This is a genomic window from Pseudomonadota bacterium (assembly GCA_008501635.1).
Taxonomy (GTDB): domain Bacteria; phylum Pseudomonadota; class Gammaproteobacteria; order QQUJ01; family QQUJ01; genus QQUJ01.
Map to the genome: position 1 here is coordinate 52,894 of QQUJ01000022.1, position 16,809 is coordinate 69,702.

The 16,809-nt window shown below is 57.7% G+C and carries 12 protein-coding genes; 8 read left to right on the plus strand and 4 right to left on the minus strand.

The features are described from left to right. Positions 1-174: 174 nt before the first annotated feature. Positions 175-948: a DUF3365 domain-containing protein gene (locus tag DWQ09_14105; GenBank protein ID KAA3627001.1), complete on the plus strand. Its 774-nt coding sequence runs from the start codon at positions 175-177 to the stop codon at positions 946-948. A 117-nt stretch (positions 949-1,065) separates the two neighbouring features. Here the strand turns inward: DWQ09_14105 and DWQ09_14110 are convergent, their stop codons facing one another. After that, the gene (locus DWQ09_14110; protein ID KAA3627002.1) at positions 1,066-1,281 is read right to left on the minus strand and encodes an acetyltransferase; all 216 of its coding nucleotides are present in this window, start codon (positions 1,279-1,281) and stop codon (positions 1,066-1,068) included. Between the two features lie 598 nt (positions 1,282-1,879). Between DWQ09_14110 and DWQ09_14115 the strand changes: the two genes are divergently transcribed. The 3 genes from DWQ09_14115 (at position 1,880) to DWQ09_14125 (ending at position 8,828) form a co-directional block, all read left to right on the plus strand. Then, positions 1,880-3,634 carry an outer membrane protein assembly factor gene (locus DWQ09_14115; GenBank protein KAA3627003.1) on the plus strand — a complete coding sequence of 585 codons (1,755 nt, stop codon included), beginning with the start codon at positions 1,880-1,882 and terminating at the stop codon, positions 3,632-3,634. Further along, positions 3,631-7,401 carry a hypothetical protein gene (locus DWQ09_14120; GenBank protein ID KAA3627004.1) on the plus strand — a complete coding sequence of 1,257 codons (3,771 nt, stop codon included), beginning with the start codon at positions 3,631-3,633 and terminating at the stop codon, positions 7,399-7,401. Before DWQ09_14115 ends, DWQ09_14120 begins: the two co-directional genes overlap by 4 nt. Positions 7,402-7,877: 476 nt before the next feature. Further along, positions 7,878-8,828 (plus strand): hypothetical protein, encoded by a 951-nt coding sequence (locus DWQ09_14125; protein KAA3627005.1) that lies wholly within the window; start codon positions 7,878-7,880, stop codon positions 8,826-8,828. A 13-nt stretch (positions 8,829-8,841) separates the two neighbouring features. Here the strand turns inward: DWQ09_14125 and DWQ09_14130 are convergent, their stop codons facing one another. Both DWQ09_14130 and DWQ09_14135 read right to left on the minus strand, forming a co-directional pair. Next, positions 8,842-9,021 (minus strand): hypothetical protein, encoded by a 180-nt coding sequence (locus DWQ09_14130; protein ID KAA3627006.1) that lies wholly within the window; start codon positions 9,019-9,021, stop codon positions 8,842-8,844. Positions 9,022-9,447: 426 nt separating this feature from the next. Next, on the minus strand, positions 9,448-9,732 hold the full coding sequence (locus tag DWQ09_14135) for a hypothetical protein (protein KAA3627007.1): 285 nt from the start codon (positions 9,730-9,732) through the stop codon (positions 9,448-9,450). Positions 9,733-9,929: 197 nt separating this feature from the next. On the opposite strand from DWQ09_14135, the gene DWQ09_14140 reads away from it, so the two are divergent. Both DWQ09_14140 and DWQ09_14145 read left to right on the plus strand, forming a co-directional pair. Beyond that, the gene (locus DWQ09_14140) at positions 9,930-10,580 is read left to right on the plus strand and encodes a hypothetical protein (protein ID KAA3627008.1); all 651 of its coding nucleotides are present in this window, start codon (positions 9,930-9,932) and stop codon (positions 10,578-10,580) included. A 348-nt stretch (positions 10,581-10,928) separates the two neighbouring features. Continuing rightward, positions 10,929-11,153, plus strand: coding sequence for a hypothetical protein (locus DWQ09_14145; GenBank protein KAA3627009.1), 225 nt, complete (start codon positions 10,929-10,931; stop codon positions 11,151-11,153). 16 nt (positions 11,154-11,169) lie between these two features. Here DWQ09_14145 and DWQ09_14150 read toward each other — a convergent pair whose 3' ends face one another. After that, positions 11,170-11,409 carry a hypothetical protein gene (locus DWQ09_14150; protein ID KAA3627010.1) on the minus strand — a complete coding sequence of 80 codons (240 nt, stop codon included), beginning with the start codon at positions 11,407-11,409 and terminating at the stop codon, positions 11,170-11,172. 3,914 nt (positions 11,410-15,323) lie between these two features. Between DWQ09_14150 and DWQ09_14155 the strand changes: the two genes are divergently transcribed. Both DWQ09_14155 and DWQ09_14160 read left to right on the plus strand, forming a co-directional pair. Further along, positions 15,324-15,530, plus strand: a complete 207-nt coding sequence (locus tag DWQ09_14155) for a hypothetical protein (GenBank protein KAA3627011.1) — start codon at positions 15,324-15,326, stop codon at positions 15,528-15,530. 454 nt (positions 15,531-15,984) lie between these two features. Beyond that, on the plus strand, positions 15,985-16,764 hold the full coding sequence (locus DWQ09_14160) for a hypothetical protein (GenBank protein KAA3627012.1): 780 nt from the start codon (positions 15,985-15,987) through the stop codon (positions 16,762-16,764). Positions 16,765-16,809: the final 45 nt, after the last annotated feature.

The window sequence follows — 16,809 nt, forward strand, 5'->3', positions numbered from 1 at the left end:
CGTGCCCAACTCCTCAAGACCGACCATGCAAATGCCACAGCTTGATACAACTTGTAACCGCGACTGAAGCAGTCGAGTTGCTAGTGTAGCCCCTGATCCCGGATCGATCGCTGCCAAGACAGCGCACACCAATAAAAGGACCCGGGTGTTTGTTCATCTCAGAGGAGGGGCGTTATGAATCCAATAATCAGGTACATCGGCATTGCCGCGATAGGCGTTGCAAGTTTCGGCGCAAGCATTGCCGCAGAAGTAGGCATTCCCGCCAAAGGGGGGCATCCCGAATATCTGTTCATCGACAAAGTACCGCGGGAACAAGGGCCGGCAACGGCGGCATTGATCGCCACGGCCCTGGCCAAAGGACGCATGATCATCTTCAGCCAGATGCCGAAACTCACCGATCCCAAGCTGGGAGAGAAAGGTTTTACCGCCGATTATTTTGGCAAGTCGTGGGTGGCCGCCCTGGAGCCGGAGCTGATCACTCTCACGTCCGAGCAGCAGCCGATCTTCGATAAGCTGGTCTGGGCGGGTCGCCAGAGCATCGACAACAATCAGGATCGGCTGAACATGAAAGGCGTGGGCTGGAAGCACTACCTGCCGGCCAAGTGGGCTCGCGAGGCGGGCTTGATGCTGAACTCGCGCACCGGCGTGGTGACACGCCAGCCCTCCATCAACTACCGCCACCCGAGCAATGCGCCCGATGCACGCGAGCGTGAGATCCTTACCCGCTTCACGCGCACGGACTACGACGGCAAGCCCTTTGGCGAGTACACCACCATGGGCAAGCAGTCCGTCTACCGCTACTACGATCCGGTGCGCCTGCTCGAACCCTGCCTTGCCTGCCACGGCACGCCCAAGGGTGAGCTGGACAAGCTGGGTTACGAAAAGGACGGGTTGGCGGCCGGCGATGTATTCGGCATGATCAGCGTGACGGTCGCGGTCGACAACTGAGCATAGTTAAGGTCCGCAGCGTAAAGTCCCAACGGTTGACCACTGGGTGGGGCCGCACGGTCCCGCCCATCTTCCCTGCACGCCGTAGTGTCGTGCAGGGGTGAGCACTTCCACGCGTCACCGGGTGCGATTGCGATAGCCCGCATCGAGCCAACAACGGGGCATCGACTCATCGGACGGAAACACCAGTACCGCTTTGTCGAACTCCTCGGCTTCCTGCAACTCCTCGCCGGCATGGAGGCGTCCGGGCAACGAGTCGCGGCAGGGATCGAACAGCATACTCAGACCGAGGACCTCAACCAGATTTCCACTGCGGGTGTCCTTCAGATACATGGGAATACTCCCCTCGTACCCTCTCAATTAAACCTATAGCACCTGCGCGCGCCACTAACCGGATTTCATTCGGAGCAGGACCACCCGGCATTGTGAGGATTCCGGGTTCACTATGCCTCCTGCGCTTCGGGTATCGACGGACTCGCACCCCCCTCACCGCTGGTGCTCCGCGCTACCTCAATCAGTACATAGAAAATCCCCCACTGGCAGGGCGCCGATTGGCGGTGGCTCAGCCGTCCCACACCTGGCGCAACGAATACGGCAGCGACCGTGCAGCTCACCACACGCACTCCCCGATAACCGGGTAGCTATCCTGGCGAAATGCGCTACATCCTCGAGATCGAGGGGCCGGAGGGTTTGCCCTATCGATGACAAGAGCATGGATCGGCTTCCCCAGTCTGAGCGCGCTCGGCGGGTACCCGCCGGGTTTTCGATAGCCCGCGACGTCCCGATGGATCAAAATACCGCACTCCCTGTCCAAGCTCCGGCGGTAAACTTCCGGGACCACGGTACCGACACCAAACGCCGGCGTGTAAACCAAGCCACATAGAGATCCCGACTGGATTTTCCCCCACCAGGCCTGCGAAACTGCTTGCACATGTTTTTCACAACCTCATGCAGCAACTTTTCATTCGCCAGATCACTCGTAGCAGGTACCACCCTGCTCACCACATCGGTTTTTGGCGCGACGCTGGAAATCGCTATCGAAGGATTGGATGGGCCGCTGCTCGACAACGCGCGCGCCTACCTAAGCATCGAACAGAACCGTGATCTACCGGATCTGACAGAGCTGCGGGTACGTTTGCTCCACGAGCGTGCCGCCGACGAAATTGCCCAGGCACTGCGCCCTTTTGGCCACTATCGTGCCAGCGTAACCTCTGAACTTGCCACTACCCCCGAGGGTTGGCGGGCAAGTTATCGCGTCGATCCAGGGCCGCCACTTCCGATTACCGAAGCGGATGTCCGCGTTTTAGGTCCGGGCGCCGACGATCCCGCTTTCACCGAAGAACTCAAGCAACTGCGTCTGGGTATCGGCAAACCACTGGTACACGCCGACTACGAGAGGACCAAGCAGCGTTTGCAGCGGTTGGCCGCCGAACGCGGCTACTTCGATGCGCGCTTCAGCGTTCACGAAATCACTATCGACCTGGAACGTTATCAGGCCGCGATCCGGCTGCACCTCGACGCGGGTGTGCGTTACCGCTTTGGCGCAACGCGCTTCGATCAGCAGGCGCTCGACGATCAGTTGCTGCAGAAGTATGTGCCCTACCGGCAGGGCGACCCCTTCGAAGGCAGCGACCTGCTCGATCTGCAAAGTGCGCTCCTTGACAGCGACTACTTCAAAGACGTACGCATCGTTCCCCGATCCGAACAGGCCGTCGAACAAAGCATTCCCGTCGATGTGGAACTCACGCCGGTCTCTCCACACCGCTACACCTTCGGTCTCGGCTACGGCACCGACACCGGTGCGCGCATTTCGGCCGGTTGGGAGTGGCGACGCATCAATCCCGAGGGACACCGCTTCAAGAGCGAGCTGGCGGTCTCGGAGATTCGCAACAGCCTGAGTGCCAACTACAGCATCCCGATCAAGAACCCGCGCACCGACCGGCTGGTCTTTACCGCTGAACACTCGGAGGAAGAGACCGACACCAGCTTCAGCCGCCTCACCACCCTGGGCGCCGCCATCGAACGCGCCAAGACCGCCTGGCGTCAAACCTGGTCCGTGAAGCTGCAGCGCGAGATTTCGGAGGTTGCCGGCGTACGCCAGGCCACCGATCTGATCCTGCCGGGCGTGGTGTGGCAGCGCGTCTGGGCCACCGACCGTCTCGATGTGCGCAATGGCCACCGGCTGCTGATCGACCTGCACGGCGGCAGCGAAGCGCTGGGCTCGGACATCTCGTTTCTGCAAACGCGCATCGCCGGCAAGCATATCTTCAGCCCCTGGGAAGCGGGGCGGCTCATCGGCCGCTGGGATCTGGGCCACACAGCGGGCGCCGACATTGGCGAACTCCCCGCCTCGCAGCGCTTTTTCGCCGGAGGCGACCAGAGCGTACGCGGCTACCGATACCAGTCGCTGGGCCCCACCGATGCCGGGGGCAACGTCATCGGCGGTATCAGCCTCGCGGTCGCCAGCATCGAGTACGAGCACCGGTTCAAGGGACGCTGGAGCGGCGCGCTCTTCTACGACATCGGTTATGCCTTCGATGATCCGGGCGAGCCGGTCTCCCGCGGCGCCGGCTTTGGTCTGCGCTGGCGTACCGCCATCGGCCTGCTGCGCGTGGATCTCGCCCAGGCGCTGGATCGCGACGGCAATCCCTGGCGCCTGCACCTGGTGATTGGACCCGACCTGTGAAACGCGCGCTGCTCAACATCCTGGCAGCGCTGCTGCTGGTTCTCACCAGCGCGACCGGGGGCGCGTTCTATCTGATCAACAGCCGTGACGGACTCGAGCACACGCTGCGGTTGGGTGCCACCCTGCTGCCGGGCACGTTGACGGTCGGCGGTGTGGAAGGTCGGCTGCGTGGTCCGCTGATCCTGGAGGCGCTGGAGTACCGCGATGCCCACCGGCAGATACGTCTCGACCGTCTGGAGCTGACATGGCAGCCGGAGGCCCTGCTCGCCCGCACCGTATACATCAATGCGCTGACCCTGCGCGGTTTGAGCATCGTGCAAACAGCCGACGCGCCAGCCGGCGAACCGATCAAACTCGATCTGCCCTTCGGGGTGATAGTCGAACAGCTGAAGGCCGAGCATCTGAGCTACCAGTCCGGTGACCGGCCTCCACAGCAGATCGAGCGCATCACGCTCAACGCGCGGCTCGATCAAACCAGATTCAACATTGCGGCTTTCGAGTTGTTAGCGCCGCAAGGCGAGCTGCGCGCCAGCGGTACACTGCAAGCCCGCGGCCGCTACCGGGTCGACCTCGACACGGCGTGGCGCTTGGCACTGCCCGGCCAACCCGAACTGCGCGGTGGCGGCAAGCTGCAGGGCACCCTGCGCCGCCTGACCTCCGTCCAATCCCTGCACGAACCGCTGGCGCTCACCGTGGAGGCGACGGTGGAAAACCTAGTGGGCAAAAACCCGGGCTGGTCGCTGCGTGCCTCCGCGCCCAGCCTCGATCTGCGACCGTGGATCGATGCACCCATCGATCCACTGCGGGACGTGGCGCTGCAACTGCAAGGCAGCACGAGTGCATTTCAGGGCGAGGCCAGCCTGGCCTACACCCTGCCCGAACTGGGCGCCGTACAACTGCGCACCGAACTCGCCGGCTCAGCACGCGAACTGGTATTGCGCAACCTGCAACTGACACCCGCCAGCAATACGCTGCGTGCACACCTCAACGCGCGCATTGATCTCACCACCGTACCACCCACCGCTGCGGTGACCGGTAACTGGGAGAACCTGCAGTGGCCACTGCAAGGCGTGCAACAGATTGCCAGTCCCAAGGGCACTTTTGAACTGACCGGTCATGCGCAAGACTATCGCGTCCAGGTGCAGGCACCACTGCAACTGCCCAACGCCGCATTGGGCGAGTGGCGGATCAGCGGGCATGGCGACCGCACCGAGTTGCGCCTGGAGCGTATCGCCGGCCGCGTGGCCAACGGCACGATCGAGGGCAGTGGCCGGCTGGCGTGGCAGAACACGCTTCGCTGGGAGGCCAACGTGACCGCCGCAGAACTCGATCCCGCGGTCTATGCTGCCGAGTGGCCGGGACAATTAGGCGCCACGGTGAAAGCGAGCGGCGCCGTGGACAACGGCAAGCCCACCGCGGCGATCGAGCTCACCACACTCAGCGGAACACTGCGCGGCTATCCCGCCCAGGCTACCGCGCAAGTGGAGATCACAGCGGAGGGCGTGCGGGTGCGCAAAGCGCAGCTGCAATCGGGCACGGCGCGCATAGCGCTCGACGGTCGCATCGCCGAGCAATTAGACCTTGCCTTTCAACTCGACGCCGCTGCCCTGCAGGAACTGCTGCCGGTCAGTGGCGGTCGGGTCAAGGCCAGTGGACGGCTGCGCGGCACGCCGGGTGCACCGCGTCTCGATGCCACACTGCAGCTTGCCGACCTGGCACTGGAGGCCACCACGCTGCGCAGCGCACAAGGCGAGATCAACGCCGATCTCGCCCCCGGTGGTGCGATCAAGGCACGCCTGGTGGCAGAGACCCTCGCGCTCGGCCATCAGACCCTCGACCAGATCACCCTCACGGCCGCCGGTCGCACCGAAAACCACGAACTGCAGCTCGCCGCCCAAGGCGCCCAGAGGGAGTTCGCAGCCACTTTGCGCGGCGGCTATCGCGATCAGCGCTGGCGTGGCGCACTGAGCCGGGGCAGCTGGCAGCAGACAACGCTCGGCGCCTGGGTGCTGACTCAACCAGCGGTGCTGGAGATCGGTGCCGCGGCCGCGCAACTCGCCGCCCACTGCTGGCGCCAGCAGATGACATCCGCCGCCACACCCCCGGGCTCAATGTGCCTGGGAGGCGACTGGGCGCGCGATGGTGCCTGGCAGATCAAAGGCAGCGCGGAACACCTGCCGCTATCCCTCCTGAATCCGCTGCTGCCGGATGGGGCATCGGTCACTGGGCCTCTCAGCGGTAAATTCCAGTTGCAACAGGCCGTGCAGGGCGCGGTCAACGGCAGTGCACAATTGAATCTCGATCCTGGATCGCTGCACCCAGGCCGTGGCGCGGCCGACGCCCAGACGCTCACGCATCAAGGTGGCGAGATCGAGCTCACCCTGGCCGCCGACCGGCTGGCGGGCCGGCTCGCGCTGAGCTTGGCAGCGGAGGGCACGCTGAGCGGGCGCGTGGCGCTGCAGCCCTTCGATCTGGGCCAGCCCACGGCAACGCAGACCGGGCTGAGCGGCGAACTGCAGCTGCGCCTCCCCGACCTCAATCTCTTTACGGCGCTGTTACCGCGCCTCGCCATCGGCCCCGGTTCGGTGGAAACCAAACTGGTGTTGAGCGGACGCATCGGCGCGCCCCAACTGCGCGGGAGCGCGTCGCTTCAGGCCGAGCAGATTGAAGTGGGCAGCGCCGGTATCACGCTCAAGGATCTGCACATCAGCGGGGAATCCGCTGACGGACGCCGTTGGAAGCTCGCAGGCAGCACTACCTCCGGCGGCGGTCAGCTTACGGTGGAGGGTGCCGCCGACCTCGATCCGGCACGCGGTTGGCCCCTCCGCCTGAAAATCCATGGTGAGCGCTTCGAGGCCGTCGATCTCAGCGACTACTGGGCCCTGGTCTCGCCCAATCTCACGCTGACGCTGGAGCAGCAGCGGCTTACCGTGGAGGGCGATCTGCGGGTACCCGAAGCGCAGATCCGCCCGCGTCGCGGCGGCAACGAGGCGGTGGCGGTATCGCGCGATGCGGTGATCATCGGGGCGGAGATCCCGGAATCGCGCTCGCCCCTGCAGGCGCTCTACGCCCGCATCAATCTCATCCTCGGCGACAAGGTGGAGTTCACCGGCTTCGGGTTGAGCAGCCGCATCACCGGGCAACTCGCGATCGAAGATGCCCCTGACAGCGTGGTCAAGGGTAACGGCGAGCTGCGCGTCGTGCAGGGTAAGTACAAGAGCTACGGGCAGAACCTGGAGGTGGAGGGCGGGCGGCTCACCTTCGCCGGTGGCCCCATCGACAATCCCGGCATCGACGCCCGCGCGGTGCGCCGCAGCGGCGACGTGACCGCAGGAATTCTGCTGCGCGGCACATTGCGCAACCCGCAGGTGACGCTTTTCTCCACCCCGTCCCTGCCGCAGGCCGACATCCTTTCCTATCTGGTGCTCGGGGTTCCGATCAACCAGGCCGATCAGCAATCGGGCGGCAGTTCACTACTCGCCACCGCAGCGGCGCTGGGTTATGTCGCCGACAGTCCGGTGGTGCGGCAGATTCGCCGTGGGCTGGGTATCGAAGAGCTGCGCATCGAATCCGACACTACACGCGAAAGTGTGGCGGTGGTGCTGGGGAGCTATCTCTCCCCGCGCCTCTATGTCAGTTACTCGGTAGGATTGACCGAAAGTGACTCGGCATTTCGCATCCGTTACAAGGTCGGCAGGAACTGGACGCTGGAGACCGAATCCGGCACCCAGAGCGGTGCGGATCTGCGCTACGTGATCGAGAAGTAGCGATCGTTTTTGAACAGCTGCTAAAAGACGAACTACCTGTTCACCACAAAGTACACAAAGTTCACGAAGTTGGGAAAATTCGGTTAGTGTCATTCGACAGTACATCACAGTGCAGCGGTAATTGGACACCAACCAGTCCAATCCGTTTTTTACTTTGTGTACGTCGTGTACTTTGCGGTGAAAAGCCGTCTCTTTTGCTGTCGCGGATTCAACTTGTAAGTGCCACTCTTTAACGTCATCGATTCAGAAAAATAATTCCGTCCCCACTATTCTGAAAAGACGAATTGCCTGTTCACCACAAAGTACACAAAGTTCATGAAGTTGGGGAAATCCGGTTAGTGTCATTCGACAGCACATCACAGTGCAGCCGTCACTGGACACCAACCAGTCCAATCCGTTTTTTTACTTTGTGTACTTCGTGTACTTTGTGGTGAAAAGCTGTCTCTTTTACTGTTGTTTGTTTACGGAAAACCCGAGTGACTGACAAACAGAGCTGGATGATCGTTGGGGCACTCCTGTTCGCTTTGGCGCTCACGGCGCGAGCAGATCACGCCTCGCAGAAAAAAACCGCCGGACCGAGCGACCGACCGCAGCTCACCCTGTTTCGCGATTTCCAGCGCAACGGTCAGCCCTGCCCCTTCTGCCCCGAGATGGCCACTATTCCTGCCGGTCAGTTCTTCATGGGCTCACTACCCGGCGAGGGACACAACGACGAGCAAGGTCCAGAGGGACGCCCGATCGCGGTCTACATCCCGCCTGGCCTGGCCTTCTCGGTGGGCGAAATCACCCGCGCAGAGTTTGCCGCCTACCAGTCCGCGCAGCCACGAAAATCAGGTTCAGAGCGCTGCAGCGGCTTGGTCAATGGCGAGTTCAATCTCCACGCCGGGGACGGTTGGCACAGTCCGGGTTTCGACCAGGGAGAGACACACCCGGTCGTTTGCGTAAGCTGGGAAACCGCCAGGGATTACACCGTCTGGCTCTCCACAATCACCGGCCAACACTATCGGTTGCCGAGCGAAGCGGAGTGGGAATACGCCGCGCTGGCGCACTCCTCCTATCGTTACTGGTGGGGCGATGCGATGCTGCCCGATCGCGTCAACTGCCGGCACGAGTGGTGCGACACCCGCTACCCCGCCACCGCCCCGTCGCGCTCGTTCCGCTCCAATCCCTTCGGATTGCACGACATGCTCGGCAACGTCTGGGAGTGGACCGCAGACTGCTACCTCGCACAGGCCTACCAGTCGCACACCGCCTATCCCGCACCGGTCTCGGGCGTCCAAGAGTGCAAACGCGTGATCCGCGGCGGCTCGTGGGCGGAGAACTACTGGAGCCTGCGCGGCACCAATCGCGAAGGGTGGAAACCCGACACGCCGCTCAACGACATCGGGTTTCGGGTGGTGCGTGTCGGGCAAAAATTACCGCTATAGTCAATTCGCACGGCTATCGGTGATATTTGTAGACCGTCCACCCATAAGCCGCGAGCAGCAACGACGAAAGCAGCACCGAAACGTAGGTGATCAACAACAGAATCACATAGGCAGCATCATTCGCTGATGTTTCATGCTCTTCCAGCCCTACCATTATTCTGAAAACCACATGCTCGAGATTGAGCGCGATCAACGGCAGGGACAGGGGACCAGGACAGATTCATTTTCTGCCAAGGGTATGCCGGCAACACGATACGCCCCCTCCTTGGCATCGGTTGACTCCTTGTCAATTGTTAGAGCTTGGCCAATTAACGTCATCGATTCAGGAAAATAATTCTGCCCCATTATTCTGCGCGCACTTTTAAACAGCGGCTAAAAGACGAACTGCCCATTTACCACGAAGTACACTAAGTTCACGAAGTTGTGAAAAATCCGGTTAGTGTCGTTCGACAGCACATCACTGTGCAGCGGTAATTGGACACCAACCAGTCCATTCCGCTTTTTACTTTGTGTACTTCGTGTACTTTGTGGTGAAAAGTTGTCTCTTCAACTGTCGTGGATTCAACTTGCAAGTGCAACCCTCTAACGTCATCGATTCAGGAAAATAATTCCGTCCCCATTATTCGGAAAAGACGAACTGCCCATTTACCACGAAGTACACTGAGTTCACGAAGTTGTGAAAAATCCGCTTAGTGTCATTCGACAGCACATCACAGTGCAGCGGTAATCGGACACCAACCAGCCCAATCCGTTTTTTTACTTTGTGTACTTCGTGTACTTTGTGGTGAAAAGCCGTCTCTTTTTCGGATAGAGGGCAAGCTGCGGTAGCATCGTAGCTTTCTCGTGCGGAGTCGAGGGCGGACCCATAATGCCGTATCCACAACAAAAGCCAAGACAGCCACATTTCATCCTCTCCGGTTTAGTGAGAACCGATTGTATTTGCGTTAGTTTCTTTGGAGCGAATTATGGCTGTCCGTGTATAGGTATTTGAGATGCTGCTTGTCATGAAACCAAATAAAGCATTTAATCCAATCCACATAAGTTTGCTCGGCGCGAATGGTATAGTGCTTGAATGGAACAGTACACCCGGATGAATCGACGATGAAGTTGATCGACACACTCCAAGACGAACACGAGCGGATCGATCAGGTGCTCGGAGCCTTTCGTGCGTACGTCGGCGGACTCGTCGACGGGACTGCGGACCCGAGTGACGGCAGACGGTTCGTCGCATTCTTCACCGAGTTTGCCGGCCATTTCCATCACGATCGCGAAGAGCGAGTGCTCTTCGATGCGCTCATGACGGAGGCGGAACTACCGGGCGACCGCGGACCAGTATCCGCCCTCACGCACGAGCACGCCCAGATGGAGGAGTGGCTGAGCGAGATGGCTCCGTTTCTCGAACAGAGGCCGCAGTCCGAGGACGATCGTGTTCGGCTTCGGACCCTCGCAACACGCTACTCGCACACGCTCTGGCGTCATATCGACGCGGAGAACTCCGTCCTGTACCCGGAGGGCGCGGAGCGGCTTCGCCGGTGCGGCATTCGCGAGTTGTCGGATCGGCCGATGAACGAGGCAGAGGCGGCCGCGCTTGAGGATACCGCGGCCCTGCTGGTCCGTTATCCGCCGGTAGAGGACGATGCGCTCACGCGCGGTGACGGTTGTTCCATGTGCCGAGCCTACGGTGAGACCTGCGACGGACTCGAGGCCGAGTGGTGGACCGAGATTGAGTGGGAAGAGTTTTACATCAGGTGACACAAGCGACTGAAACTTCTGGTACACCATGAAGGCCAAGCCCATCTTCGACACTTCAAGGAAGACGCAGGCACCTCAAACCGCCGCGATGGTGCCCTTAGTCTCGGTGCGCAGCCAATAGTCCTCGCCCTGCACCTCACCCGGCGACGGACAAAATTACCGGGTCGAGGCTGGCGACGGCTGGCGCGAGAACGGGCCGACGGATCCGGGCTACTATGCCAACGTCAACGGCGAGGACCGTCTGCTCGTGCCCGAGCGATCGGAGTAAACTAACGATCCGATTGAAGCAATCCGCTTCATTATTCGAAGTGGGATGGCCAAGGCACGGGAACGAACATTGAGAAGCGCATGCGAAAGCTCCTCGTTACCGAATTCAACAGCCTCGATGGCCCCATGCAAGCTCCTCACAATCAACAGTACTTCCGCGAGAACCTCAAGCTTGGCCCAGAGGGAGAGACCGGCCCGGCCAATGACCTGCGTCGCAGGTACCACGGAGCGCATCGGTGGCAACATTATGGGCAAGCGAATGTTCTAAGCCAGCAAGCACGGCCGGCCAGAGAAGGCTCCGTTTGACACACCGGTATACGATCTAGTCCATGAGAAACGCGAACCCCGGGTGCACCCGGGTGGAACGACCTTTTATTTCATCAATGACGGGCCGGGGCGTGCCCTTGAGTTGACTCAGGAGTCGCGCGCAGGAAGAATCAACGCCCTTTTGCTCAGATCCATCGGTAATTCGCCAGCCATTGCCCGCCGCCTCGCCATCTTCGCGCAGGATATCACCCACACCGTCAGCATCTGCCAGTGTAAGCTCTACATTCAGCCCCACGCTTGCCCTTAAGGCCGAACCGATCCCCCACCGCACAGTTTATACGTAGTCAATGGGCATTGAAGCCGAGTCTTCAACAGGAGACCGGGACAAATTAATTTTCTGCCCAGGGAATACCGGTAGCACGATACGCCCCCTCCCTGGTAACGGTTGACTCCTTGTCAGTTGTTAGGTCTTGGCCAATCAACATCATCGATTCAGGGAAACAATTCTGCCCCATTATTCTGCGCGCACTTTTAAACAGCGGCTAAAAGACGAACTGCCTGTTCACCACGAAGCACACAAAGGTCACGAAGCTGGGAAAATCCGGTTAGTGTCGTTCGACGGCACATCACTGTGCAGCGGTAATTGGACACCAACCAGTCCATTCCGCTTTTTACTTTGTGTACTTCGTGTACTTTGTGGTGAAAAGTTGTCTCTTCAACTGTCGTGGATTCTACTTGCAAGTGCAACCCTCTAACGTCTTCGATTCAGGAAAATAATTCCGTCCCTATTATTCGGAAAAGACGAACTGCCCATTTACCACGAAGTACACTAAGTTCACGAAGTTGTGAAAAATCCGGTTGGTGTCATTCGACAGCACATCACAGTGCAGCGGTAATCGGACACCAACCAGCCCAATCCGTTTTTTTACTTTGTGTACTTCGTGTACTTTGTGGTGAAAAGTTGTCTCTTCAACTGTCGTGGATTCAACTTGCAAGTGCAACCCTCTAACGTCATCGATTCAGGAAAATAATTCCGTCCCCATTATTCGGAAAAGACGAACTGCCCATTTACCACGAAGTACACTAAGTTCACGAAGTTGTGAAAAATCCGCTTAGTGTCATTCGACAGCACATCACAGTGCAGCGGTAATCGGACACCAACCAGCCCAATCCGTTTTTTTACTTTGTGTACTTCGTGTACTTTGTGGTGACAAACCGTCTCTTCCACTGTCGTGGATTCAACTTGTAAGTGCAACTCTCTAACGTCATCGATTCAGAAAAATAATTCCGTCCCCATATTTTCAGAGCTTTGTTGATAAATAATCTTTATGATTACAAAAATAATTGAACCGATGGATTGTTTCGCTCGACTCACAAAAACATAAACACATGGGGAGATGGTAATGGCTGCATCTGATCTGATTCGACTGAAAAGCAGTAAAACCATAAATAGGCGGCGCTTGTTAAGTCCGCCAACACCCGTTACCGGATTGGTTCGTTTTTTTCCCGAAATCAAGACGAGTGTTTTGCCATGCTTAGCGCTGGTTTGTGCAGCTCTTTCGCCGACATCTTCACTTGCGTGGACAAGTAGTGGGCATGCACAAGATCTGTCATTCGACGGGGTTGCGCCCGATTCCTTAACTGTAATCAGTCAAAATCACGAATACACGGAGCTGTTAAATGGCGGTGCAGTACGAATCATGGCTAATTTTGGCGTTGCAGCGAATGGGGATGGCGTTCCTCTTGATCACGTTTCTCTTAATTTCAGAGTAATGTCGAGTTCCCGCGATAGAGCCGCTCTTGAGTACCCCCTCGAATGGTCAAAGCGGTATAGCGGATTGAATCAGGACCGAGATCGCGACTCAGCAGCTATAAATATTCCGAGAGATGTCATAGCGCAATTCGCCATCAGAGAATGTAATAAAGAAAAAGAGAGGATGCTGAGCGATGGTAATCGTGCCGTTGATATTTTTGCGAGAGACCGTAGATTGCCACTTATCATTTCTTTGACGGGTGAATGGGGCCACCGGCAGTTCCGGGGCGACAGCGTAGAGGGGCATTCATTTCCTCCAGTAGAAGCATTACGAGCTATGGAGATTGTCTGCGCTGCTGATACTGATTTCTATGTGAAACGGGCAACCCTTCAGACCAGCCCGGTTACGCGTGCTGACGGAACCTGTGAAATTGCAGCGCAGGTGGGGATCAGTACGACTCGCCCAAATGAGCGGCTATCTTACAGGCTGGAGAATCACCTGGGACGCAAGAGTACGGTCTATCGTGTCGTAACTGATCGCAATGGGGATGCAATAGGAAACCACAAGTTCAAGGTGGAGAACAAGGCGGGGCTTGAGACCGGGCGTTTACATGTTGTTGGATTCGAGCCCAAATATTTTATTTCCAATGTTGTACATTACTCAATAAATTGCCCTATTGGACATGGCTTGAAATCCAAAGACGTTGGCGTTACGCCTCCACGAGATATTCCAGGAATTGAAAAGCCGAAGACGGTTGGCACTACACCGTCGTCGGATGTTCCACAAAGCGAAAAGTCGAATGTTCCTGGCATCAAACCCCCCCCGGGAATTCCACTAAATCATCTGCTCAAAAAATAGTACCGGGGCAAACCGGGCGCCTATAGTAAGGCTTCATGATTTATTTTATGAAGGGTGTTACAGGTGGCTGACTTCATTGGTTGGATGCGGTTCATCCAGGGAACCTCTGATCAAGTCGTGTTCAGTGATTCTGTTGCCCAGAAGCGACGATTTCGGTGTTGGAAAGCTGGACAATAGCGGGTTATTAGCTGCACTTTCTGCCTTGAGCTCACCGCCTCTGAACAACACTCGCATCTAAACAGACTTAATCGGAGGTTCCCTAATAAGCAATCCCATGCCGCACCTTGCTGATTTGCCGTAACGTGCCGGGCAAAACATATCGCGGTAGCTGCGTGCGATCCAGACGATCCCTGCAGCGACACGAGACGGCCCAAGGTCAGTTGGGAGGCTGCAAAAAAACGATGGCCCCGTGTGAACCTTTTAGATGCGGGTAGCGACTTAAGAATAACACTTTGCCTGCGTTGGTTCGATCAGGCGGCATTCACGGAGAGACGTAGCAACATGCAAATTTTCAAGCTTACGGCAACGGCTGCAGCAGTGTTGGTACTGTGTTCCTATAGCCTTTCTAGTTGGGGTGCAGACAGTGCCACCGCCATCAGCTCCAAAAAAAGAGCTAATAGTGTAGCGCTGCAGCCGCAGGTGAGTAGTGATCAGCCGAACAAGCAACTGACCGGGCAATCGATACCCCCAAGCAAAGCACCAACTGGCACCCATCCCGCAATTAGCGAGGGCCTGCAAACGCTACCCCCGGTGCCAGCAGCGCCAATCAAGCAACCGCCAGCCTCAGTTCGGACGCTTCCAGAGATCCAGCAAGGCGCGCCGTCGCAAGGAATTAGGACTCGCCCTTCCGCAGTACCGCCCAAAGGCGCACCGACCAATTCGGCTCGCAACCCCGGTTCACAAGCGCCAGGAAATCCTCGCATTGCTACGCCAGGAGGCTTTCAGTCGCCGATTTCTGTCGGTACGTCACCCACCTCCCCAAACCCAGGTCGTGATCAGAATAACAATGCCTCCGGCCGATCAGACATGCGTCCCGGAGCGACGGATGTACCGGCAGCTCCTGCGTCACAGCAAAATGGCGGCACTGACAACACTGCAAGGGGGGGCGGATTTGCTCAACCTTCCCGAGCCCATGATGGTACGCACACATACACCTTGAGCAACGGCCAACAAGTTCCTGCCACTTCACCCGATGGATCACCGGCTACGATTCACCGAGACGGTAGCGTGAGTTATAACGACGGTACTTCTGTTTCAGCGAATGGCGATGGTGAAACGGTCACAACGACACCGGACGGTAGTCAACATACCAGTACACCGCGGACGGTCGGGACAGGATTTGCCACACCTGCGACTACGGTTGAAGGGGAAAGCGTTTATGTCCTTTCGAATGGTGAGCATGTTGCTGCGGGTGACGGTGTGCGTGTTAACCGCGATGGCAGCCTAACCGGTAGCGATGGTACGCATATCTTTGTGGATCCGACAACCAATGAAACGGTCGTGCTAAATCCAGACGGCACTGAAAGATCAAGAGAGAGACGGCCATCAGAGCGTCAGAGTACGGAATCAGGTGGCAGTCAATCCGGTAGCACTGAAAATGATGACAACGACGATGATGATGAAGATAACGAAGATGGTAAAGGCGATGATGGGGACGCTGGTGATGATGGTGAAAATAGCGAAGATGGGGAAAGCGAAGATGATGCAGATGATGAAGGTAGTAGCGACGCAGCAAAATCGGGTGTTGGACTATCCGATGCAGGTAGCCAACCTGAAAGCAAGACAGCTGCAGATGACTTTGTAGCAAAAAAGAAAGGCGAAAAAAGGGAGCCTGAAGATACAACACCGCAAACTTGTGACGAAAATGGTTCTGCACCACCCCGGACTGCAGGCGAACCTCAGCCTGGCGAGAATGGAAATTGTGTACCGGCGGGGCTATTGTCTCCAGAAGCGGACGAGGAAGAAGAGCAACCGGACGATAATGGATTTTCCACACCAAGTATTGACGATCTTCGTCGATCAAGTAATAGAGGCGGAGTGAATATCGACGCGACTGGAGTGGAAGATAATATGCGAGGAGAGGGACCATCCTTTGAGGAGAAGCTTGAAGATATTGGCAATACCGTAAACCCCGGGAGATAGCGACGAATTATTTAGGGGGCCTCGGATTGAGTTGTGCTCAGAGGTTCCCCAACTGCCCAAACGGTCGAGCATTCGCAGAGACATTGTCCTGTATGCTCGGTGAGGAGTGACGATAAATGAACGGACAACAGTCGAAAAAACAGGTACTGATCACCGCATGTTTTGGCGCCGTGCTCTATCTCTACGGGGTGGGCGATCTCGCCGCAGCGGGGCGCGGATCGACGGCGATTCCGCCCTCTCTGCAACAGGCCGACCGATTGCAGCGGCAACTTTCGGACCACAAAACATTAACCGCCACCCAGATCAATCGCGTAAACATGGCGCTTACAAGTGACCAACAACAGGAACTCAACCAAATCGGCAAACTGTTGGCGAAAGACCCCAATTCCAGGCTTGCCCAGAAGAGATGGCAATCATTGATTCACAGCATGGCGACAGCAAAGCCAGCGCTTGATGTCAATGCGTTAGTGCAGTGGGTGATGCAGGAAAGCTACCTACAAGCCTCCTCCAGTCTGCGATCGCATGCCGACAAAGTGAAATTCTTCAACGAACAAAAAGATCGAATCAGGGATGAAATCAATCGAGCTCGGGCGCACACGACCGGGCATTCAAGGAGAGGCGGCAACTCCCTGTCAAGTGCTTTCGCGCCAGATGACCGCTTGTATAAAAACAGGCTGATTCCCGCACGAAGACCGATCGTGGAGAAGTCAATCCTGACGACCTACATTAGCGGGTTGGAAGCGAAGCTGGTCTCCACATCGAACGACGGGCAACTCGCCAACGTGGAGCTACAGAACGCGCTACAGAAGCAGCAGCAATTATTGCAAACACTGTCCCACATCTCGAAGAGATTGCACGACACAGCGATGGCCATAATCCGCAAGATTGGTGGATAGCTTGCATCGAGGCTCGCAAAGATAAATCAAAGGGAACAAATTTAT